This window comes from Angustibacter peucedani (assembly GCF_054779595.1).
In genome coordinates this window covers 22,707-44,234 of sequence record NZ_BAAGXY010000054.1, presented here as the reverse complement: position 1 = coordinate 44,234, position 21,528 = coordinate 22,707, and the positions used below count along the sequence as shown (strand labels likewise).

The window sequence follows — 21,528 nt, the reverse complement described above, 5'->3', positions numbered from 1 at the left end:
GGGACGTCCCCAGGGGCGTTTGGGCTTGTCGGCGGCGTCTGGTGCACTACGTGCAGAGGGTCGCGGCGGGGCAAGTCCGGGAGGGTTCACAGGTGTCGATCGCCGACGTCGAGGCGCAGGACTACGGACCGCCGCCGTCGAGCCCGGGGGAGTCGTTCGACCGCACCCCGCCGCAGGACGTCGCCGCCGAGCAGTCCGTGCTCGGCGGCATGATGCTGAGCAAGGACGCCATCGCGGACGTCGTCGAGGTGCTGCGCAGCAACGACTTCTACCGGCCGGCCCACGAGCTGGTCTACGACGCGGTGCTCGACCTCTACGGCCGGGGCGAGCCCGCCGACGCGGTGACGGTGTCCGACGAGCTCACCAAGCGCGGCGACCTGGCCCGGGTGGGCGGCGCGCCGTACCTGCACACGCTCATCTCCTCGGTGCCCACGGCCGCCAACGCCGGCTACTACGCGCGCATCGTGCGCGAGCGCGCGGTGCTGCGCCGGCTGGTCGACGCCGGCACCAAGATCGTCCAGCTCGGCTACGCCACCACCGGCGGCGACGTCGACGACTTGGTCAACGCCGCGCAGGCCGAGGTCTACGCGGTCACCGAGCGGCGCACCAGCGAGGACTACCTGCCGATCGGTCAGATCATCGAGCCGACGGTCGACGAGATCGAGGCGGCCGGCCACCGCGGCGAGGGCATGATCGGCGTCCCCACGGGGTTCGCCGACCTCGACCGGCTCACCAACGGCCTGCACCCGGGCCAGATGATCGTCCTCGCGGCAAGGCCGGCGATCGGGAAGGCGCTGTCGCTCGACACGCCCCTGCCCACTCCCCAGGGCTGGACCACCATGGGCGAGGTCCGGGTGGGCGACGAGGTGCTCGGCGCCGACGGGCGTCCGACCCGCGTCGTCGCCGCCACCGACGTGATGCTCGACCGCCCCTGCTTCGAGGTGCACTTCTCGGACGGCTCGGTGCTCGTGGCCGACGAGGAGCACCAGTGGCTGACCGAGACGCGCGCATCCCGGCGCAGCGCGCAGGCGGCTCGGGTGGGAGCGAACGGATACCGCAACCAGCGCACCTTCGCCGCGGTCCGGACGACGGCCGAGATCGCGCAGACCCTGCGCTGTGCCACGAAGGACCGACGGCTCAACCACAGCGTCCCGACCACGAAGCCCGTGGCCCTGCCCGCGCGTGACCTCCTGCTGCAGCCGTACACGCTCGGTGCTTGGCTCGGCGACGGCACCTCCCACGCGTCGAGCCTGACCAGCGCGGATCCCGAGATCGTGCTGCGGCTGGAGGCCGACGGCCTGGTCGTGACGCCGACAGCCGCGACCATGCGCTACTCCCTCAAGCTGCCGGTCGAGCCCGTGGCCGCGCGCGCCTGCGTGGTGTGCGGCGCGGCCTTCGTGCCGCAGACGAGCCAGGTCCGCACCTGCGGGCGTTCCTGCGGTGGCCGGGCGAAGGCCGTCAGCGCGCCCGTGCCTCGCCCGACGTGCCCGGACTGCGGAGTGCCGACGTCCGGCCTCGTGCGGTGCCAGGCCTGCCACCTCGCCCACGGCACGGTGCGCGGTCGGCTGCGCACCATCGGGGTGCTCGGCGACAAGCACATCCCGGTCGAGTACCTGCGGGCGAGCGAGCAGCAGCGCCGCGACCTGCTGGCCGGCCTGCTCGACACCGACGGCACCGTCATGCCGACCGGCGTCGTGCAGTTCACCAGCACCAACCGTCGGCTCGCCGACGGGGTCCGCGAGCTCGTCGTCAGCCTGGGGTACCGGTGCGGGTTCTCGACCAAGGCGGTCAACGGCCGGCACGAGCACACCTCCACCGCCTTCACGGTGTCGTTCAGCACCGACGACGAGGTCTTCTGGCTGGAGCGCAAGCGCCTGGCGCACAAGGAGCGTGGACGTCGTCAGTTCACCCGACGTGGCTCGCGCTTCATCACCGAGGTACGGCCGGTCGCGTCGGTGCCGGTGCGGTGCATCCAGGTCGACAACGACGACCACCTGTACCTCGCGGGACCGTCGATGATCCCGACGCACAACTCCACGATGGGGCTCGACATCGCGCGGTCGGCGTCGATCAAGAACGGCCTGACGTCGGTCATCTTCTCGCTCGAGATGAGCCGTACCGAGATCACGATGCGCATGCTCAGCGCCGAGGCCAAGATCCCGCTGCAGAAGCTGCGCCAGGGCCGGCTCGAGGACTCGGACTGGACCAAGATGGCCCGCACGATGGGCGAGCTCAGCGACGCGCCGCTGTTCATCGACGACAGCCCCAACATGTCGCTGATGGAGATCCGCGCCAAGTGCCGCCGGCTCAAGCAGCGCCACGACCTCAAGATCGTCATCATCGACTACCTGCAGCTGATGAGCAGCGGCAAGCGCGTCGAGTCCCGCCAGCAGGAGGTCTCGGAGTTCTCCCGAGCCCTCAAGCTGCTGGCCAAGGAGCTCGAGGTGCCGGTCATCGCGATCAGCCAGCTGAACCGTGGTCCCGAGCAGCGCACCGACAAGCGACCGCAGATGAGCGACCTTCGCGAGTCGGGCAGCATCGAGCAAGATGCGGACATGGTGATCCTGCTGCACCGCGAGGACGCCTACGAGAAGGAGTCACCCCGCGCGGGCGAGGCGGACTTCATCGTCGCCAAGCACCGCAACGGCCCGACCGACACCATCACGGTCGCGTTCCAGGGGCACTACTCGCGCTTCGTCGACATGGCCCAGAGCTAGGCCGCCGCGAGCCGCCGCACCAACGAGAGCGCCTCCTCGACCGAGCCGGTGACGTCCGGGATCGGGAACAGCGTGCCGCGCACGACGCGCTCGTGGTCGACCACGAAGGTCAGCCGCTTCAGCCGCGTCACCCCGCCGGCGTGGAACACCGGCAGCCGCAGCGCCGTCGCGAGCTCGAGCCCGGCGTCCGACAGCAACGGGAACCGGATCTGGTTGAGCTCGGCGAAGGCGGCCTGCTCCTGCGGCCGCTGGGTCGACACCCCGACCACGGCGGCTCCGAGCGCGGCGAACTCGCCCAGCTGGTCGCGGTAGGTGCACGACTCGAGCGTGCAGCCGACCCCGCCCGGCACCTCGGTGGCGCCCGGGAAGCCGGTGCCGGGGTAGCAGTAGACGACGGTGAGCGGCTGGTCGGTCACCGGGTCGAGGGAGTCCAGCGCGGGCAGCCGCGAGCCGACCAACCCGGCCACGCGCCGCGCCTCGGCCCCGTCGTCCGCCGCCGTCGCGCTCGTCGTGCCGTCGCCCAGCAGCCAGGTGTCGCCGAAGTCCTGCAGCGCCGCCAGCACCGGCAGGGCCGCGCGCCCGCGCTCGGTCAGCAGGTACTCGTGCCGCGGCGGCCGAGTCGAGTACGCGCGCCGCTCCAGCACGCCGTCGGCCACCAGCGCCGCGAGCCGCGACGACAGGACCTTGCGCGAGATCCCGGTCTCGTCGACGAGCTGGTCGAACCGCGTGCGCCCGCCCGCGACGTCCCGCAGGACCAGCAGCGTCCAGGGGTCGCCCAGCACGCCGACGGCCTGGGCGACGCCGCAGGTGTCGGCGGGATCGGCCCGCCGGGTGCTCACGCGCCCAGCGTACTAGTCAGTTCCCAAAAGAGACTCGCTGTGCGAAGGTGTCGACGTGCAAGAGCTGCCGAGGGTCGTCTGGGTGCTGTCCGCCGGGCGCTTCGTCAGCTCGGCCAGCTCCTTCCTCATGCTCTTCCTGGTGCTGTGGCTGACCGGCGAGCGCCACCTCGGCGTCGGCACGGCCGGCCTGGTCGCGGGGGTGCACGGGCTCGGCAGCCTGGTGGGGAACTTCACCGGCGGACGCTGGGGCGACCAGCTCGGGCACCGCCGCGTGCTGCTCGTCGCGTCCACGGTCGTCGGCGTCGGCACCGCGCTCCTGCCGTGGACGCCGACCGCGCTCCTCGTGCTCACGCTCCCGGTGATCGGCTACCTGGGCGCGACGTCGTCCGTGAGCCAGGGAGCGCTCGCGGCGCTCGCGGTACCCGTCGGCGAGCGCCGGGCGTCGGTGGCGGTCAGCCGGGCGGCGTCCAACGCCGGCTTCGTCGTCGGACCGCCGCTCGCGGCGGTGCTCGTCGCGCACTCCGGCTTCAGCACGCTCTTCGTCCTGGACGGCGCGCTGACCGTCGCCCTGCGGGTGGTCACCGCGCAGCTGCTGCCGGCGGACGTCGTCCGGACCGCCGACCCGGACGCCGACCGTCCCGGCCTGTGGCGGTCGGTGCGGGCCGACCGCGCGCTGGGCGTGCTGCTCGTCGGCGTCGTGCTGGTCGACCTCGTCTACCGCCAGCTCTACTCCACGCTGCCGGTCTTCCTGCGCGACCACGGCCAGCCGCTGGGGCTGTACACGACGCTGGTCGCGGTCGGCTCGGGGCTGATCCTGCTGCTCGAGGTGCCGGTGGCGCTCGCGCTGCGCCGACGTCCGGCGCTCGTCGTCGTCGCCGTCGGCTACGCGCTGGTGGGCCTCGGCTTCCTGCTGCTCGGCGTCGACCTGCCGCTGGTGGGCCTGGCCGCCACGAGCGTCGTCGCGATGGTCGTGCTGACCGCGGGCGAGATCCTGTACAAGACCACGGCGACCGCGCACGTCCTGGACGCCGCACCCGAGCACCTCGTCGGCCAGTACCAGGGCCTCTACACCGGGGCGGCCACCAGCGGCATGCTGCTGTCGGCCCCGCTCGGCGGCCTGCTCTACGCGACCGCGCCCGGCGCGCTGTGGCCGGTGTGCGGCGCGGTGGCGGGCACCGGGGCGCTGCTGGCCGCCGCGTCCGCGCGGGCGTCGCGCCGGGTGGCCGCCCTCGCCCGGTGAGCTCCGGCGGCGCGACACGCCCGACACGCCGCCCCCACATCTGCCTCCCACCGCGCCGGACCACCCCTACATATGGTGAGCGGCGCAGCTGGTTCGGCCCGTCGTCCAGGCGGGTCGAGGCAACAGGGAACCCGGTGCGAGTCCGGGACTGCCCCGCAGCGGTGAGTGGGAACGACCGCCGTCATGACGCACTGGGCGCGAGCCTGGGAAGCGACGGCCAGTAGATGCCCGCCGGACGACGTCGGCCGACGTCGTGCGGCGGGCGGGCCCACGAGTCCGAAGACCTGCCAGCGCACCACGCCCGCCGGGCGTGGTGGTCCGACGCCGCGAGGGACGGCCGACGGCTGGCTCGGCGTCGCCCTGCGCGGACGTCGGCGCGACCCGTCACCCCGCTCGCGACCTCGGACCAGCAGACCGAGCTCGCGAGGAGAGAGCCGTGACGGTCGTCGACCAGTCCGCCGAAGAGATCACCGCAACCACCAGCACGCCCCCCGACGTCCTCGTCGTGGACGAGGCGCCACCGCGCCGCACCACCATGCAGGTGCGCAAGCGCAACGGCGACGCCGAGGACGTCGACGTCAACAAGATCGTGCGCGCCGTCGAGCGCGTCGCCACCGACCTGGTCGACGTCGACCCGCTGCGGGTCGCCACCAAGACGATCAGCGGCTTGTACGACGGCGCCACCACCGCCGAGCTCGACCGGCTCTCGATCCAGACGGCGGCCGAGATGATCGGCGAGGAGCCGCAGTACTCGCGCCTGGCCGCCCGCCTGCTGGCCGGGTACGTCGACAAGGAGGTGCGCGGCCAGGGCGTCGCGAGCTTCAGCCAGTCGGTGGCCCTCGGCCACGCCGTGGGCCTGATCGGCGACGGCACCGCGGCGTTCGTGCGCGACAACGCGCGCAAGCTCGACTTCGCGGTGGACGACGACGCCGACCGCCGCTTCGAGTACTTCGGCCTGCGCACGGTCTACGACCGCTACCTGCTGCGCCACCCCACCACGCGGCTCGTCATCGAGACGCCGCAGCACTTCCTGCTGCGCGTCGCGTGCGGTCTGGCGGTCTCGCCGTCCGAGGCGGTGCGGTTCTACCGGCTGATGAGCAGCCTGGCCTACTTGCCGAGCAGCCCCACGCTGTTCAACTCCGGGACGACGCACACGCAGATGTCGTCGTGCTACCTCGTCGACTCGCCGCGCGACGACCTGGACTCGATCTACGCGCGCTACCAGCAGGTGGCGCGGCTCTCGAAGTTCGCCGGCGGCATCGGCATCGCCTTCAGCCGGGTGCGCTCGCGCGGTGCGCTGATCCGCGGCACCAACGGGCAGTCCAACGGCATCGTGCCGTTCCTGCGCACCCTCGACGCGAGCGTCGCCGCGGTCAACCAGGGCGGCCGCCGCAAGGGCGCCGCGTGCGTCTACCTCGAGCCGTGGCACCCGGACGTCGAGGAGTTCCTCGAGCTGCGCGACAACACCGGCGAGGACGCCCGCCGCACCCACAACCTCAACCTGGCGCACTGGGTGCCGGACGAGTTCATGCGCCGCGTCGAGGCCGACGAGCCGTGGTCGCTGATCGACCCCGACCAGGCGCCCGAGCTGCCCGACCTGTGGGGCGAGGCCTTCGACACCGCTTACCGCCAGGCCGAGGCTGACGGCCGGGTCGTGCGCACCGTGCGCGCCCGCGACCTCTACGCCCGCATGATGCGCACCCTCGCCCAGACCGGGAACGGCTGGATGACGTTCAAGGACGCCGCCAACCGCACCTGCAACCAGACCAGCGACGAGCAGGGACCGGGCGCTCCGGTCGTGCACCTGTCGAACCTGTGCACCGAGATCGTGGAGGTCAGCTCGGACGACGAGACCGCCGTGTGCAACCTCGGCTCGGTCAACCTGGCCCGGCACCTCACGCCCGGCACCGACCCCCAGCTGGACTGGGAGTCGTTGCGCGACACCGTGCGCACAGCCGTGCCCCTGCTCGACCGGGTCATCGACATCAACTACTACCCGAGCGGCGAGGCGGCCGCCTCGAATCCGCGCTGGCGCCCGGTCGGGCTCGGCGTCATGGGGTTGCAGGACGTGTTCTTCGCGCTGCGCCTGCCGTTCGACTCCGCCGAGGCGCTCGAGCTCTCGACGCGCGTGCAGGAGGAGATCTACCTGACCGCGCTCGAGGTGTCGTGCGAGCTGGCTCGGGAGAACGGCCCGCACCCGACGTTCGCGCAGACCCGCGCCGCGAAGGGCGACCTGCAGCCGGAGCTGTGGGGCGTCACCCCGACCCAGACCGAGCGCTGGGACACGTTGCGGCGCAACGTGTCCGAGCACGGCCTGCGCAACTCGCTGCTCGTCGCCATCGCGCCGACCGCGACCATCGCGTCGATCGCCGGGTGCTACGAGTGCATCGAGCCGCAGGTGTCGAACCTGTTCAAGCGCGAGACGCTCTCCGGCGAGTTCCTGCAGGTGAACAGCGCCCTGGTGCGCGAGCTGAAGGCGCGCGGGCTGTGGACGCCGGAGGTGCGCGAGGCGGTCAAGCGCGCCGACGGTTCGGTGCAGGGCCTGACCCAGCTGCCCGACGACGTCCGGCTGCTGTTCCGCACGGCGTGGGAGCTGCCGCAGCGTGCGCTCGTCGACCTCGCCGCGGCGCGGGCGCCGTACGTCGACCAGAGCCAGTCGCTCAACCTGTTCATGGCCGCGCCGTCGATCGGGAAGCTGTCGTCGATGTACGCGTACGCCTGGAAGTCCGGGCTGAAGACGACGTACTACCTGCGCTCGCGGCCGGCCACGCGGATCCAGCAGGCGACCGTGTCGGTGGGCCTGGCGGCCGCGCCACCTCCGGTGCCCGACGACGAGGCCATCAGCTGCTCGCTGGAGAACCCCGAGGCGTGCGAGGCGTGCCAGTGAGCGCGCGCGAGGGCCGGATGCTGCTCGACCCCGGCATGAACCTCACGTTGCGACCCATGCGCTACCCGCACTTCTACGACCGCTACCGCGACGCCATCAAGAACACGTGGACGGTCGAGGAGGTCGACCTGCACTCCGACCTCAAGGACCTCGCCCGGCTCAGTCCGGCCGAGCGGCACCTGGTGTCGCGGCTGGTCGCGTTCTTCGCCACCGGCGACACGATCGTGGCCAACAACCTGGTGCTGAACCTGTACCAGCACGTCAACTCGCCCGAGGGCCGGCTCTACCTGTCGCGCCAGCTGTTCGAGGAGGCCGTGCACGTGCAGTTCTACCTGACGCTGCTCGACACCTACGTGCCGGACGAGGCCGCGCGGCACGAGGCGTTCGCGGCGGTCGACACGATCCCGTCGATCAAGCACAAGGCCGACTTCTGCTTCCGGTGGATCGACTCGGTGTTCGACCTGCAGCAGCTCGAGACGCGCGAGCACCGGCGGGCGTTCCTGCTCAACCTGATCTGCTTCGCCGCCGTGATCGAGGGCCTGTTCTTCTACGGCGCCTTCGCCTACGTGTACTTCCTGCGCTCGCGCGGCCTGCTCAACGGGCTGGCGTCCGGCACCAACTGGGTCTTCCGCGACGAGTCGATGCACATGGCCTTCGCGTTCGACGTCGTCGACACCGTGCGCGAGGAGGAGCCCGACCTGTTCGACGACGACCTGGCCGAGCAGGTGCGCCAGATGCTCGTCGAGGGCGTCGACGCCGAGGCGCAGTTCGCCGAGGACCTGCTCGGCGGCGGTGTCGCCGGCCTGTCGACGTCCGACATGCGTTCCTACCTCGAGCACGTGGCCGACCGCCGGATGCAGCGGCTCGGGCTCGCGCCGATCTACGGGTCGCCGAACCCGTTGTCGTTCATGGAGCTGCAGGACGTGCAGGAGCTCTCGAACTTCTTCGAGCGCCGGGTCTCGGCCTACCAGGTCGGGATCACCGGCGCCGTGGGCTTCGACGAGGACTTCTGAGGCGCTCCGCCACGCCCCGGTCGGTAGGGTCGGGGCGTGGCGGAGACCCAGCGCGAGCCGGTGCCGACGGCAGACACCTCCGAGCTCGAGACGGGCCGGGCCTTCCTGGAGTTCGCCCGGCGCTGCGTGCTGAAGAAGCTCGACGGCCTGGACGAGGAGCAGCTGCGCGTCGAGCTGCCGAGCGGCACCAACCTGATCGGGATGGTGCACCACCTCGCGGTGTCGGAGCGGTACTGGTTCGGCTGGCACGTCGCCGGCACCGGTGCGGACGACGACCGGGCCGACTTCACGATGGCCGTCCCGCCCGGCCGCAGCACCCAGGACGTGCTCGCCGACTACCGGGCGGCCTGCGCCGAGAGCGACGCGATCGTCGAGCGGGTCGGTGACCCGGACGCCCTCACCGCCCGCCCGGTCGGCGAGCACCGCCGACGCCTGCGCTGGGTCTTGGTGCACATGACCACCGAGACGACCCGGCACGCCGGCCACGCGGACGTGATCCGCGAGCAGCTCGACGGCACCACCGGCCGATGACGACGGGTCCCGCGCGACCGGTCGCGCTGCCGGTGCAGCTGGTCGAGGTCGACCGCTCGCACCGGGCCGTGCTGCAGCACCTCGGGCAGCTCTACCGGCACGACCTGTCCGAGTCGCGCGCCCACCTGCCCAACGCCGACGGCACGTTCAACAACCGCACGCTCGACCAGTTCCTCACCGGTGCCGACCCCGAGCACCGGGCCTGGCTGGTGCAGGTGCCGGCCGGGCTCGGGGGCTTCGTCATGACGGACGTCGGCGAGGACGGCGTGCGCTCGGTCGCCGACTTCTTCGTCGTGCGGGCGTTGCGGCGCAGCGGGACCGGCCGCGAGGTGGCGCGCCAGCTGCTGGAGATGTTCCCCGGCCGGTGGCGGATCGGGTTCCAGCGCTACAACCCCGGCGTCGAGGCGTTCTGGACCGCCGTCGCCACCGAGGCGGTCGGCGACACCTGGGAGCTGCGCGACGAGGACCCGGTCGAGGGCCGCCCGCCCGACACCTTCCTGACCTTCACCACCACCACCACCACCGGCTGACCCTGCAGCCGCGCGCAGCACCTCAGCGCAGGCGGGCGGCGCGCGCGAGCAGGTACCGCTGCTCCGGCTCGCTCGTGGTGAGGGCGGCGGCCCGCTCGTAGGCGTCCCGCGCACCGTCGAGGTCGTCCAGCTGCTCGAGCAGGTGCGCCCGCACGGAGTGCAGCCGGTGGTGCTCGGCCAGCCGGCCGTCGTCCACCAGCGCCCGGACGTCGTCGAGCGCGGCCCGCGGACCGTCGACCTCTGCCCGGGCGACCGCACGGTTGAGCTCGACCAGGGGGCTGGGCGCCAGCCGCAGGAGCACGTCGTAGAGGCCGAGCACCTGGCGCCAGTCGGTCTTCGCGGCGCTCGCGGCCTCGTCGTGCACGGCCGCGATCGCCGCCTGCACCTGGTAGGGCCCGAGCGGTGTCGACCGCAGCGCCCACGCCACCAGCTCGAGCCCCTCGGCGATCGCGGCGCGGTCCCAGCGGCTGCGGTCCTGCTCGGCGAGCGGCACTACCTCGCCGTCGGGCCCGACCCTGGCGCCGCGCCGCGCGTCGGTGAGCAGCATCAGCGCCAGCAGCCCGGCCACCTCGCCGTCGTCCGGCAGCAGCTCGCGCGCCGCCCGGGCCAGCCGCACCGCCTCGCGCCTCAGGTCGACCCGCTGCAGGTCCGAGCCCGTCGTCGCCGTGTGCCCCTCGGTGAAGACCAGGTACAGCACGTGCAGCACCGCTGCGAGACGCTCGACCCGCTCGTCGTCCCGCAGCGCCGGGAACGTCGCGCCGGCGTCCTTGATCTGGCGCTTGGCCCGGCTGATCCGCTGCGCCATGGTCGCCTCCGGCACCACGAACGCCCGCGCGATCTCGGACGTCGTCAGGCCGCCGACCGCCCGCAGGGTCAGCGCCACCTGCGACGCCGGGGTCAGCGCCGGGTGGCAGCAGAGCAGCAGCAGCGCCAAGGCGTCGCCGTCGCCGTCGTCGCGCTCGGCCTCGACGTCGGCCGCGGGAGCCACCAGCGCGTCGTCCGGCTCGCGACGGGCCACGACCAGCTCGCGCCGCTCACGCGCCGAGTCGCTGCGCCACTGGTCGACCAGCCGGCGCGAGGCCACGCGCACCAGCCAGGCCTTCGGGTCGGTCGGCACGCCGTCGCGCGGCCACTGCGTCGCCGCGGCGAGCAGCGCCTCCTGCACCGCGTCCTCGGCTGCGCCGAAGTCGTCGGTGCGGCGCACGAGCGCGACGAGCACCTGAGGCGCCAACCCGCGCCAGAGGTCCTCGAGCGCCTGGTCGGGCGCGGCGTCCGGTGCGGTCCCCACCTGCCAGACCCTAGGGTCAGCGGGCATGAGCCGTCCCGTCCTGCGCAGCGACCGGCTCGAGCTGCGGCCGCTCGGCGACGAGCACCTCGAGGACCTCGTCGCGCTGGACGCCGATCCCGAGGTGATGCGCCACCTCACCGGCCGGGCCTCGACCCGCGAGGAGGTGCTCGTCGCGCACCGCCGCCGCACCGACCCGGCGAACGACGCGCTGGGCCTGGGCTACTGGGCCGGGTACGACGTCCGGACGCCGGACGGCGGGTTCGTGGGGTGGTGGTGCCTGACCCCGCCCGACCGGCCCGACCAGGGCCCCCGCGAGGGCCAGGCCGAGCTCGGCTACCGCCTGGTGCGGCGCGCCTGGCGGCAGGGGTTCGCCAGCTCCGGGGCCTGGCTGCTGCTGCGGCACGCGTTCGAGACCGTGGGGCTGGAACGGGTGTTCGCCGAGACCATGGCGGTCAACGAGGGCTCGCGCGCGGTGATGGCCGCCGTGGGGCTGCGCCACGAGCGCACGTTCCAGGTGCACTTCGACGACCCGCTGCCCGGCACCGACCAGGGCGAGGTCGCGTACGCCGTCTCGGCGGCCGCCTGGCGCGAGCAGCACCGCACGACCTGAGCCCGAACACCTCAAGACCACCCGGACGGCGGCCGACGACCTGCAGGAGAGGTCGGCGCCCCGAGCCGGCTCGTGATCTTCGAGGTGCGGACCGTGCGACCTGTGCTTACCCTGCGGCTGATGGTGGTGTCCGGCCTGCTCCTCACCGTGGCCGCCACCGCGCTGGCGGGGAGCGCAGCGGCCGCGATCCCCACGCGCCCTTCCGGTCCGGTGCTCAGCACCAGCGAGCTGCCGGCGGTCTTCGGCTCCACGCCGGTCTGGAGCGACGTCGCGCCGGCGTCCGTGCGCCGCGTCGCCGTGCGGCCGGTCACGACCTCGCGCTCCCACGCGCGCCCCCCGGTGCGGGCCAAGAAGGTCGCCAAGCCCGCCCCGCGGCCGCACCTGTCGCCGCTGCAGGCCGCGGTCGCGCGCATCCCGGGCTACGCCCAGCACCGGCCCGCGGTGTGGGTCATGAGCACGAAGTACGGCAACTTCGGCGTGACCGACTGGTTCCACAACACCGTCTACGTCAACCCGCGCGTGCCGGCCTCGCTGCTCGACGACGTCGTGCGCCACGAGTGGGGACACGTGCTCTCGGTGCGCGCGTACGGCGGCAGCGTGCCCGCCACGATCAGCGGGCTCGACCGGACCTTCGGCGGCTCGGGCCTGACCGGCGCCGAGCGGGCCGCGGACTGCGTCGCGACGGTGCTCGGCGCCGACTGGCGCCACTACACCAGCTGCTCCAGCCGGGCCTGGCAGCGCTCGGCCCGCGACCTGCTCGCCGGACGTCGGCCCTGACCCGGACCTCGGCCCCGACCCGGACGTCGTGCCCGGCCCCGCGCCTCAGGCGTGGCCGCCGGTCGTGACCGTCCCGACCACCAGCTCGGCGGCGAGCTCGCGCACGGCGCCCACCCGGGCGACCTGCTCGTCCAGCGCGCGGCGCTGGGCCGCGGTGAGCCGGCGGCGCGGCTCGACCGTCACCAGCAGCCGCTTCCCGCTCGCCCTCTGGTGCCACACGCCGTGCACGACGCCGTCGAGCAGCACGACCGCGAAGTTGCCGGCCTGGCCGCGGTTGAGGGCACGCTGGGCCATCTCGCCCGGGAACACCTGCGACCGCGGCTGGCAGCCCACGCCGTAGGCGTCGAAGTACGGCAGCAGCCGCAGCCCGGCCGGCGGGTCGTCGTCCGGGACCTCGTCGCCCTCGACCACCCAGCCCGCCCGCCCGTCGACGGACACCTCGCGCAGGCCCTCGACCTGCTCGAGCGCCTGAGCGGTCCAGCCGCGCGGCGCGGCCAGCCACTGCGCGAGGTGCGCAGGCTCGGCGGGGCCGTACGCCCGCAGGTAGGCGCGCACCGCACCGGTCAGGGCCGGCCCGCGATCGAGCGGCGCGAAGCCCGGCACCCACCGCTGCGGGTCCGTGAACGTCACCTGGCGCCCGCGCGGTGCGCCGAAGCAGAGCGCGCCGCGGCTGGCGCAGCGACCCACCGCCTGCCGCCAGCGGGGCCACATGGTCTGGAACGCCGGCATCACCAGCTCGCCCGCCCACGGCCCCAGCCGGTCGGCCACCTGCACGCCGAGCTCGTCGACGGTGAGCCCGTCGCCGGGGTCGTCGGCCAGCGCGCCGCGCACGGCCTCGACCACCTGGTCGGTCTGCTCGGCGGTCAGCCGCACGCCCTCGGGCAGCGGGCTGCTCCACGGCACGGCGGCGAGCGCGCCGCACCAGGTGGCGAGGTCGCGCGCGGCGATCAGGTGCACGGTGCCGCGCGGACCGTAGGTCTTGACGACCTCGCGGTCGTCCCAGAGCGCGGCCTGCACGTGCCGCCGCGTCGTGCCCGGCGCGCGCACGCCGACCGACACCTCCGCAGCCGTCATGACCTGCGCGTGCACGCCGCACACCGCCGATGAGACGTCGGCCACGAGCGCGGACGACGCCGAGTCCGGTGCGCTGCCGTCCGGGACGCCGGGCGCTCCGTCGACCAGCCGGTGCCGGCGCAGCCGGCGGGCCAGCACCTGCGACCAGGTCCAGGTCGTCGCCGCGGGCACGCCCTCAGACCCAGAAGGTGTCGTGGCGCAGGAAGAACGCGGCGCGCGCCTCGTCGTCCATCGCCTCGCGCCGTGCGGTGTCGGCCAGCGTCTCGAAGTAGTCCTCGCGCGGTGCCCCGGGCGCGAACAGGATGAGCATGGACGCCGGCTCGCCCGACTCGTTGCGGAAGCCGTGCACCCCGCCCTCGGGCACGTGCAAGAAGTCGCCGGCGGCCGCGTCGCGCCACCCGGTGCCGTCGTGCAGGCTCACGACGCCCTGCAGCACGAAGAACGACTCGCTGATCGAGCGGTGGAAGTGCGGGTCGGGGCCGCTGCGCTCGGGCCCCATGTCCCAGCGGTACAGGCCGAACTGCCCGCCGGTCGACGCGCCCGTCGCCAGGTAGTGCGTGCTCGTCGTGGCGCCGACCACCTCGGGCGCCTGGCCCACCGGGCGGAAGCGGGCGCTCGCCTCGCCGCCGTCGCCGGTGTAGCGATCCGGGGGGTACTGGCCGTCGGCCGGGACCGGGTAGCTCATGAGGACCTCCGGCCGCCGAGGCTACCCAGATCCGGGCCGTCCGCACCTCACACAAGCGGCGTCTGGCACGTTGTCTGGGTGTGAGCCCCGAACCGTTCGACGCCGTCGTGGCCCGCCACGGGCCGATGGTGCTGCGCGTGTGCCGCGCCGTCGTCGGGCCGCACCTCGCCGAGGACGCGTGGAGCGAGACCTTCCTGTCGGCGATGAAGGCCTACCCCCGGCTGCGGCCGGGCAGCGACGTCGCCGCGTGGCTCGTGACGATCGCGCACCGCAAGGCCGTCGACCAGGTGCGGGCGTCGGCTCGGCGCGCGGTGCCGACGGACGTCGTCCCCGAGCGCCCGCACCACGACGCCGTCCGCGACGAGTGGGACGGCGACCTGTGGCAGGCGCTCAAGGCCTTGCCGCTCAAGCAACGTCAGTGCGTGGCCTACCACCACCTGGTGGGCCTGCCCTACGACGAGGTGGCGCAGCTCGTCGGCGGCACCCCCGCGGCGGCCCGCCGCGCGGCGTCGGACGGCATCGCCCGGCTGCGCCAGACCTACCGCCCGGAGGAGGACCGATGACCCACGACCTCGACGACCTGTTCGCCGCGCTGCCCGAGCAGGACGACGACGCGCAGCGCCGGCTGAGCGCCCGGCTGGCTGAGGCGGCCGAGCAGGCCGGCGTGCTGGACGTCGCCTACCGCACGGTCGACAGCCCGGTCGGCCCGCTGCTGCTCGCCGCCACCGACCGCGGCCTGGTGCGCGTCGCGTTCGACCGCGAGGGCCACGACGCCGTGCTGGCGCGGCTCGCGGCCGCGGTCAGCCCGCGGGTGCTGCACGCCCCCGCCCGCCTGGACGCCGCCGCCCGCGAGCTCGACGAGTACTTCGCCGGACGGCGCGACGCCTTCGACCTGCCGCTCGACCTCCAGCTCGCCCACGGCTTCCGGCGCGCGGTGCTCGACCACCTGCGCGCCATCGCCTACGGCCGCACCGAGAGCTACGCCCAGGTGGCGCTCGCGGCCGGCAGCCCCCGGGCGGTGCGCGCCGTGGGGACGGCGTGCGCGACCAACCCGCTGCCCGTCGTCGTGCCCTGCCACCGGGTGGTGCGCAGCGACGGCAGCTACGGGCAGTACCTCGGCGGCACCGAGGCCAAGACCCTGCTGCTCACGCTCGAGGCGGCGCCGCCGCGCTGAGCTGGGGGCTGACCTGCGGGCTCAGGGCCTGGTCGAGGTCGGCGAGCAGGTCGGCGACGTCCTCGAGGCCGCAGCTGAGGCGCAGCAGGCCGGCGCGCGGCTTGGCGCTCGCCTCGACCGGCCGGTGGGTCAGGGACGCCGGGTGCTGCAGCAGCGTGTCGACGCCGCCCAGCGAGACCGCGTGCGTGATCAGCCGCAGCCGCCCGGCCACGGCGGCGGCCGCCTCGGCACCGCCGCGCACCTCGAAGGCCAGCAGGCTGCCCGGCCCGAGCTGCTGGCGCCCGAGCAGGCCGCGCAGGTCGGCGCCGGCCAGCGACGGGTGGTGCACCACGCTGACCGCCGGGTGGTCGGACAGGTGCGCCGCGACCGCGACGGCCGTCGCCTGTTGCGCCTGCACCCGCAGCGGCAGCGTCGGCAGCCCGCGCAGCAGCAGGTAGGCCGCCAGCGGGTGCAGCAGCGCGCCGGTGATGGCGCGCACCGACCGCAGCCGCCGCGCCCACTCCTCCCCGCACGCCACGACGCCGCCGACCACGTCGCCGTGGCCGCCGATGAACTTGGTCGCGCTGTGCAGCACCAGCGCGGCGCCCTGGATCGCGGGCGTCTGGAGCACCGGGGTCGCGAAGGTCGAGTCGACCAGAACCGGCACGTCGCCGGCCTGCGCGACGACGTCCGCGACGTCCAGCAGCTCGAGCGTGGGGTTGGCCGGCGTCTCGCACACGACCAGGCCGGTGTCGGGTCGCAGCGCGGCGGCGACGCCGTCGGCGGTCGCCCAGGTCACGGTCGTGCCGAGCGCCCCGCTGGCGAGCAGGTGGTCCGAGCCGCCGTAGAGCGGGCGGACGGCCACGACGTGCGGTCGCCCGGCCTGCACGCACGCGAGCAGCACGGCCGACAGGGCCGCCATGCCGCTGGCGAACGCCACCGCCTCGGGCGTGCCCTCGAGCCCGGCCAGGGCGTCCTCGAACCGCGCGACGGTGGGGTTCCACAGCCGCGCGTAGACGGCGCCGCCCTCGGTCGGGCGACCGCCGGTGGCCATCGCCTCGTAGGAGTCGCCGCCGGTCAGGACGTCGGGCAGCGGGTAGGTCGACGACAGGTCCAGCTGCGGCGCGTGCAGCCCCAGCGCGGGCAGGTCCGCCCGGCCGGCGTGCACGGCGCGGGTGCGCGGTCCGGGGGCGGCGATGAGGGTCGCGGGCGGCTCGGTCGTCGTCGACATGGGGGAAGCGTGGACGATGCTGCGGCTGAGCGGCATGCTGGGCGAAGATCCTTCGGCGGACGTCGATCCTGACCCACCGCTGCCGAACCCCACCGCCCGAGGAGGCCGCCGTGCCGAACGACCGCTCGGACGACGCCACCGCGGCCCTGCCGGTCGAGGGCCTGGACGACGTCGACCTGGCCCTGCTGCGCGCCCTGCGCGACGACGGGCGCACCACCAACGCCGAGCTCGCCGCGCGGGCCGGCGTCGCGCCGTCCACCGCCCTGACCCGCACCCGGGCGCTGCGCGAGCGTGGCGTCGTGCGCGGGGTGCACGCCGACGTCGACCCCGCGCGGGTCGGCCGGCCGCTGCAGGTGCTGATCGCCGTCAGGCTGCACGGGCACACGCAGGCGGCGGTCGAGGCGTTCCGCTCGCTCGCGCCGACCCTGCCGGGCGTGCTGCAGGTCTTCCACGTGGCGGGGCAGGACGACTACCTGATCCACGCTGCGGCCGCCTCCGCCGACGCCGTGCGCGCGCTGATCCTGGGGCGGATCACCGAGCACCCCGCGGTGCGGTCGACCCAGACCCACCTGGTGTTCGAGCACCTGCGCGGCGACGGCCCCCTGGGCGGCTGAGCGGCCCGCCCGGCCAGCAGGCATGATCGCGGGGAGGGCGGCGGACGTCGTCCGGGCGGGAGACGCAGGTGACCGACCTCGGGCACGACCTGGTGTTCGGCAGCTTCCTGACGCCGGTCGCGGCGCGCGCGCAGCAGGTCGTCGACCTGGCGGTGCTGTCCGAGCAGGTCGGGCTCGACCTGGTGACCGTGCAGGACCACCCCTACCAGGCAAAGTTCCTCGACACCTGGACGCTGCTGTCGGTGATCGCCGCCCGCACCAGCCGGGTCACGGTGTCGCCCAACGTCGCGAACCTGCCGCTGCGGCCGCCCTTCGTGCTGGCCAAGTCGGTGGCGACGCTCGACCTGCTCAGCGGCGGGCGGGTCGCGCTGGGCCTGGGCAGCGGCGCCTTCAACCAGGCCGTCGAGGCGGTCGGCGGACCGGTGCGCACCGCGGGGCAGGGCGTCGACGCGCTGGTCGAGGCCATCGGGATCATCCGGCAGGTCTGGGACCCCGAGGGCGGCACCATCCGGGCCGAGGGCGAGCACTACCGGGTCAAGGGCGCGCACCCCGGCCCGGCCCCCGCGCACGACGTCGGCATCTGGCTCGGCGCGTACAAGCCGCGCATGCTGCGGGTCACCGGCGCGCTGGCCGACGGCTGGCTGCCGAGCCTGGGCTACGCCGGCGTCGACGCGCTGCCCGCCATGAACGCCGCCATCGACGACGCCGCGCGCGAGGCCGGCCGCGACCCGGCCGCCGTGCGCCGGCTGTACAACGTCAACGGGCGCTTCACGAGCGCCGGCAGCGCCGAGTTCCTGCAGGGCCCGGCCGCGCAGTGGGCCGAGCAGCTCGCCGCGCTGACGCTCGACCAGGGCATGAGCGGCTACGTCCTGGGCTCGGACGACCCCGACGACCTGCGCCGGTTCGCCGCCGAGGTCGCACCCGCCGTCCGCGAGCTGGTCGCAGCCGAGCGGGCGGGTGGTGGCCCGAAGGGCGAGGTCCCGTTGCGCGACAACGGTTCTGAGCGCATCACCGTCAGCGTCCCGGCAGTTCCGCACTCCGCGCCCGGGCTGGCCGTCGTCCCCACACCGGACGACGGCACGCGCCTGACCGCGACGTGGGCCGACTACCCGCCCTGGGACGAGACGACGCGCCCCACCGGTCCGGAGCCGGACCCCGACCGCGAGTACACCGACCACGAGCAGGCCGTGGGCCAGCACCTGGTCGACGTGCACGACATGCTGCGCTCCGAGCTGGCCCAGCTGCGCGACCTCGTCGGCCAGGTGCTGCGGACGGCGGGCGCGGCCGAGAGCGTCGAGGCCGCCCGCTCGCACGTCGCGCAGATGACGCTGCGGCAGAACAGCTGGACGCTCGGCGTCTACTGCCTGCAGTACTGCCGCGTCGTCACCGGCCACCACGGGCTCGAGGACGAGAGCGTGTTCCCGCACCTGCGGCGCCGCGACCCGCGGCTGGCCCCCGTGGTCGACCGGCTCGAGCAGGAGCACCACGTCATCCACGACGTGCTGGAGGAGGTCGACCAGGCGCTGGTGGCGATGGTGAGCGAGCCGGGCGGGCTGGCGAAGGTGCGCGACGCCGTCGACCTGCTCACCGACACGCTGCTCTCGCACCTGTCCTACGAGGAGCGAGAGCTCGTGGAACCGTTGGCGCGCCTCGGTTTCTCCTGATGGACATCGCCCCCACCGACCACTCGGCGGTCGACGCGATGTGGACGTCGTACGTCGCGGCGAGCGGCTACGACGGACCGCTCGTGACGAGCTTCGCCTTCGGCGACTCCGCGGAGATGGCTGACGAGCTCGGCCTCCTGGTGCTGCACGGCCCCAAGCGGGCGACGGCCGGTCTGCTCCAGGAGTTCGTGGCCGGCGACGAACCGCTCCCGCGGGTGGGTGACCGCTGCGCGGTGCTCGCCGGCGACGGTCGGCCCCTGGCGGTCGTGCGGACGACGGACGTGCGCGTCGGCCCGCTGTCGTCGGTCGACGACCGCTTCGCGTGGGACGAGGGAGAGGGTGACCGGACGCGGGCCTGGTGGCTGGAGGCGCACACGGGGTACTTCAGCCGGCAGTGCGCGGCCACGGGCTGGGCGTTCTCCGACGACGTCGACGTGGTCTTCGAACGCTTCGAGCTGGTCTGGCCGGCGCCCGGACCCGCGTCCCCTTGATGAGGGGACGGCCCCTACCCATGGGGCCCGGCTCGGCTGGTTGGGTGCGGGCGTGGGTGCGGCGAAGGTGCTGTGATCACGACGTCATCGCCGCACCCACGGCCGCATCCATCCATCACTCCGCTGCTATTGGTGCACTTCCTGGGCCGTCGTAGCCGGCACGCCGGCGTCGGCGAGCCAGGCCTGCAGGCGCTCGACGTCCATCGGGCGGGCGATGCCGTAGCCCTGGCCCTCGTCGCAGCCGAGCTCGGTGAGCGCGGCGCGGGTCTCGTCGTCCTCGACGCCCTCGGCGACGACGGTGAGCCCGAGGTTGTGCGCCAGGCCGACGAGCGACTGCACGATGGTGCGGTGCGGCTTGTCGGTGAGCATGTCGCGCACGAACTCGCGGTCGATCTTCAGCTCTCGCAACGGAAGTCGCGAGAGGTGGCCGATCGAGGTCTGCCCCTGGCCGAAGTCGTCCAGGCTGATGGCGATGCCGGCGGCCGCGAGCCGGTGCAACGTGCGGGTGGCGCGCTCGACGTCCGAGAACACCGCGGTCTCGGTGATCTCGAGCACGAGCTGCTGCGGTGGCACGTCGGACGCCGCGACGACCGCCAGCACGCGCTCGGCGAAGTGCTCGTGGCCCAGGTTGCGCGCCGAGACGTTGACCGAGAGACGGACGTCTGCGGGCAGCCCGAGCTCGCCCAGCAGCCGCAGCCCGCGGTCGAGCACCCAGTCGGTGAGCGGGTCGATCAGGCCGGTCTGCTCGGCGAGCGGCAGGAAGGTGTCGGGGTAGATCAGGCCGTGGCGCGGGTGCTGCCAGCGCAGCAGCGCCTCGAGCCCGACGACCCGGTCGTGGCGCAGGTCGAGCTTGGGCTGCAGGTGCAGCACCAGCTCGTCCTCGGCCATCGCACGCTGGAGCTCGCCGACCATCGCCAGCCGGTCGGCGTCGTACGCGACCTGCTCGTCGTCGAAGCGCACGACGCCGTCGGTGCTGCCCTTGGCGACGTACATCGCGATGTCGGCGCGCTGCAGCAGCGACTCGGCGTCGGTGCCGTCGCGGCCGACCAGCGCGAAGCCGATGCTGGCCTCGGGCGTCACCGAGATCCCGCTGACCTGGACGTTCTGCGACAGCAGCCGGCGCAGGCCCACCAGCACCTCGCGGGCGGCCACGGCGTCGTGCACGTGCGCGAGCACCAGGCCGAACTCGTCACCACCCAGGCGGGCCAGGACGTCGTCGGGCCCGACCGCGTCGGACAGCCGCTCGGCCAGCGCCTGCAGCAGCGCGTCGCCGTTGTGGTGCCCGAGCGAGTCGTTGACCTCCTTGAACCGGTCGAGGTCGACGACGGCCACGACGCCCCCGGGGCGGTCGGGGTCGGCGACGTGCCGCTCGATCTCGCGGTGGAACCGGCGCCGGTTCGGCAGGTCGGTGAGCAGGTCGTGCTCGGCGAGGAAGGCGTTGCGGGCCGCGTGCGCGCGCAGCCGGCGGGTGGTCGTCAGCGCCAGGCCGACGAGCACGACGTAGAGCGCGGCCAGCCCGATGCTGAGGTCCCGGTAGAGCCGGTGGAGGCCGGCGGTGCTCTCGGCCTGGATCGGCGCGTAGGGCAGGTAGAGCTCGAGCACGCCCTGGCGGTGCGTGGCCGGCCCGAGCGCGCGGTAGACCTCGACGGCTCGCACGCCGGCGGCGCCGCTGTCGCCGGCGTCGACGTTCAGCCGGGTCAGGCTCGCGTGCGGCTCGCCCTCCAGGGCCTCGAGGGCCTCGTCGTCGGCCGCGCCGCCGAAGCCGGAGCCGTCGTCGGAGAAGACCACCAGGCCCTCGGGCGAGCGCAGCCGCAGGCGCAGCACACGGCCCTCGTCGCGCAGGCGGACGGTCATCGACCGCAGGTTGGCCAGCGTGCCGACGTCCAGGCCGGAGGCGGCGTCGCGCCCCGCGAGCGCCGGTTCGACGCTCGAGGTGGCGATCACCTGGGCCTGGGTCTTGGCGGCCTCCAGGCCGCGCGCCTTGGCGCCGGCGCTGAACGACGTCGTGAGCAGCACGCCCATCGCCGCGACGACCAGCAGGCTCAGGCCGGCGAACACGACGAAGACCCGTCCCACCGACGCAGGAGGAGGCTCGACGGTGCGCACGTGGTGGCATCGGCGCGCGACCGCGCCTGGTTGAGCCCCGCGAGCATGATCACCGGTGCGCGTGGCGCCCGACGGCAC

At 74.1% G+C, this 21,528-nt stretch carries 19 protein-coding genes and 1 riboswitch; of the genes, 13 read left to right on the top strand and 6 right to left on the bottom strand.

Features of this window, described 5'->3' with window-relative positions; genetic code table 11:
• Nucleotides 1-98: 98 nt before the first annotated feature.
• Nucleotides 99-2,717, top strand: a complete 2,619-nt coding sequence (gene dnaB / locus ACYVJ4_RS10960; RefSeq protein ID WP_460460183.1) for a replicative DNA helicase — start codon at nucleotides 99-101, stop codon at nucleotides 2,715-2,717.
• Here dnaB and ACYVJ4_RS10955 read toward each other — a convergent pair.
• Complete coding sequence (locus ACYVJ4_RS10955; protein WP_460460164.1) at nucleotides 2,714-3,556, bottom strand: winged helix-turn-helix transcriptional regulator; 843 nt, start codon at nucleotides 3,554-3,556, stop codon at nucleotides 2,714-2,716. The two genes, dnaB and ACYVJ4_RS10955, sit on opposite strands and share 4 nt — an antisense overlap.
• A 55-nt stretch (nucleotides 3,557-3,611) precedes the next feature.
• On the opposite strand from ACYVJ4_RS10955, the gene ACYVJ4_RS10950 reads away from it, so the two are divergent.
• The 5 genes from ACYVJ4_RS10950 (at nucleotide 3,612) to ACYVJ4_RS10930 (ending at nucleotide 9,757) form a co-directional block, all read left to right on the top strand.
• Nucleotides 3,612-4,796 carry an MFS transporter gene (locus ACYVJ4_RS10950; protein WP_460460163.1) on the top strand — a complete coding sequence of 395 codons (1,185 nt, stop codon included), beginning with the start codon at nucleotides 3,612-3,614 and terminating at the stop codon, nucleotides 4,794-4,796.
• A 71-nt stretch (nucleotides 4,797-4,867) separates the two neighbouring features.
• Nucleotides 4,868-5,102, top strand: a riboswitch (cobalamin riboswitch).
• Between the two features lie 229 nt (nucleotides 5,103-5,331).
• Nucleotides 5,332-7,683 carry a ribonucleoside-diphosphate reductase subunit alpha gene (locus tag ACYVJ4_RS10945; RefSeq protein WP_460460182.1) on the top strand — a complete coding sequence of 784 codons (2,352 nt, stop codon included), beginning with the start codon at nucleotides 5,332-5,334 and terminating at the stop codon, nucleotides 7,681-7,683.
• Nucleotides 7,684-7,700: 17 nt separating this feature from the next.
• Nucleotides 7,701-8,696, top strand: coding sequence for a ribonucleotide-diphosphate reductase subunit beta (locus ACYVJ4_RS10940; RefSeq protein ID WP_460460181.1), 996 nt, complete (start codon nucleotides 7,701-7,703; stop codon nucleotides 8,694-8,696).
• A 36-nt stretch (nucleotides 8,697-8,732) separates the two neighbouring features.
• The gene (locus ACYVJ4_RS10935) at nucleotides 8,733-9,227 is read left to right on the top strand and encodes a DinB family protein (RefSeq protein WP_460460162.1); all 495 of its coding nucleotides are present in this window, start codon (nucleotides 8,733-8,735) and stop codon (nucleotides 9,225-9,227) included.
• Nucleotides 9,224-9,757 (top strand): GNAT family N-acetyltransferase, encoded by a 534-nt coding sequence (locus ACYVJ4_RS10930; RefSeq protein WP_460460161.1) that lies wholly within the window; start codon nucleotides 9,224-9,226, stop codon nucleotides 9,755-9,757. The genes ACYVJ4_RS10935 and ACYVJ4_RS10930 overlap by 4 nt, the downstream gene beginning before the upstream one ends.
• 22 nt (nucleotides 9,758-9,779) lie before the next feature.
• Here ACYVJ4_RS10930 and ACYVJ4_RS10925 read toward each other — a convergent pair whose 3' ends face one another.
• Nucleotides 9,780-11,045 (bottom strand): RNA polymerase sigma factor, encoded by a 1,266-nt coding sequence (locus ACYVJ4_RS10925; protein WP_460460160.1) that lies wholly within the window; start codon nucleotides 11,043-11,045, stop codon nucleotides 9,780-9,782.
• A 25-nt stretch (nucleotides 11,046-11,070) separates the two neighbouring features.
• Between ACYVJ4_RS10925 and ACYVJ4_RS10920 the strand changes: the two genes are divergently transcribed.
• Nucleotides 11,071-11,655, top strand: a complete 585-nt coding sequence (locus tag ACYVJ4_RS10920) for a GNAT family N-acetyltransferase (protein WP_460460159.1) — start codon at nucleotides 11,071-11,073, stop codon at nucleotides 11,653-11,655.
• A 93-nt stretch (nucleotides 11,656-11,748) separates the two neighbouring features.
• On the top strand, nucleotides 11,749-12,432 hold the full coding sequence (locus ACYVJ4_RS10915; protein WP_460460158.1) for a hypothetical protein: 684 nt from the start codon (nucleotides 11,749-11,751) through the stop codon (nucleotides 12,430-12,432).
• Nucleotides 12,433-12,477: 45 nt separating this feature from the next.
• Here the strand turns inward: ACYVJ4_RS10915 and ACYVJ4_RS10910 are convergent, their stop codons facing one another.
• Together ACYVJ4_RS10910 and ACYVJ4_RS10905 are read right to left on the bottom strand one after the other, a co-directional pair.
• On the bottom strand, nucleotides 12,478-13,677 hold the full coding sequence (locus ACYVJ4_RS10910) for a winged helix DNA-binding domain-containing protein (protein ID WP_460460157.1): 1,200 nt from the start codon (nucleotides 13,675-13,677) through the stop codon (nucleotides 12,478-12,480).
• 4 nt (nucleotides 13,678-13,681) lie between these two features.
• Nucleotides 13,682-14,191, bottom strand: coding sequence for a cupin domain-containing protein (locus tag ACYVJ4_RS10905; protein ID WP_460460156.1), 510 nt, complete (start codon nucleotides 14,189-14,191; stop codon nucleotides 13,682-13,684).
• An 80-nt stretch (nucleotides 14,192-14,271) separates the two neighbouring features.
• Here ACYVJ4_RS10905 and ACYVJ4_RS10900 point away from each other — a divergent pair, with 80 nt between their 5' ends.
• Together ACYVJ4_RS10900 and ACYVJ4_RS10895 are read left to right on the top strand one after the other, a co-directional pair.
• Complete coding sequence (locus ACYVJ4_RS10900) at nucleotides 14,272-14,754, top strand: RNA polymerase sigma factor (RefSeq protein WP_460460155.1); 483 nt, start codon at nucleotides 14,272-14,274, stop codon at nucleotides 14,752-14,754.
• Nucleotides 14,751-15,365 carry a methylated-DNA--[protein]-cysteine S-methyltransferase gene (locus ACYVJ4_RS10895; RefSeq protein ID WP_460460154.1) on the top strand — a complete coding sequence of 205 codons (615 nt, stop codon included), beginning with the start codon at nucleotides 14,751-14,753 and terminating at the stop codon, nucleotides 15,363-15,365. The genes ACYVJ4_RS10900 and ACYVJ4_RS10895 overlap by 4 nt, the downstream gene beginning before the upstream one ends.
• Here the strand turns inward: ACYVJ4_RS10895 and ACYVJ4_RS10890 are convergent.
• On the bottom strand, nucleotides 15,337-16,575 hold the full coding sequence (locus ACYVJ4_RS10890; RefSeq protein WP_460460153.1) for a trans-sulfuration enzyme family protein: 1,239 nt from the start codon (nucleotides 16,573-16,575) through the stop codon (nucleotides 15,337-15,339). The two genes, ACYVJ4_RS10895 and ACYVJ4_RS10890, sit on opposite strands and share 29 nt — an antisense overlap.
• A gap of 110 nt (nucleotides 16,576-16,685) precedes the next feature.
• Here ACYVJ4_RS10890 and ACYVJ4_RS10885 point away from each other — a divergent pair, with 110 nt between their 5' ends.
• The 3 genes from ACYVJ4_RS10885 (at nucleotide 16,686) to ACYVJ4_RS10875 (ending at nucleotide 19,344) form a co-directional block, all read left to right on the top strand.
• A complete protein-coding gene (locus tag ACYVJ4_RS10885) occupies nucleotides 16,686-17,189 on the top strand; it encodes an Lrp/AsnC family transcriptional regulator (protein WP_460460152.1) in 504 nt (167 codons plus the stop codon).
• A gap of 68 nt (nucleotides 17,190-17,257) precedes the next feature.
• A complete protein-coding gene (locus ACYVJ4_RS10880; RefSeq protein WP_460460151.1) occupies nucleotides 17,258-18,853 on the top strand; it encodes an LLM class flavin-dependent oxidoreductase in 1,596 nt (531 codons plus the stop codon).
• The gene (locus ACYVJ4_RS10875; RefSeq protein WP_460460150.1) at nucleotides 18,853-19,344 is read left to right on the top strand and encodes an ASCH domain-containing protein; all 492 of its coding nucleotides are present in this window, start codon (nucleotides 18,853-18,855) and stop codon (nucleotides 19,342-19,344) included. The genes ACYVJ4_RS10880 and ACYVJ4_RS10875 overlap by 1 nt, the downstream gene beginning before the upstream one ends.
• A 126-nt stretch (nucleotides 19,345-19,470) precedes the next feature.
• Here the strand turns inward: ACYVJ4_RS10875 and ACYVJ4_RS10870 are convergent, their stop codons facing one another.
• Entirely contained in the window at nucleotides 19,471-21,420 is a 1,950-nt protein-coding gene (locus ACYVJ4_RS10870; protein WP_460460149.1) for a putative bifunctional diguanylate cyclase/phosphodiesterase, read from the bottom strand.
• Between the last annotated feature and the right edge of the window lie 108 nt (nucleotides 21,421-21,528).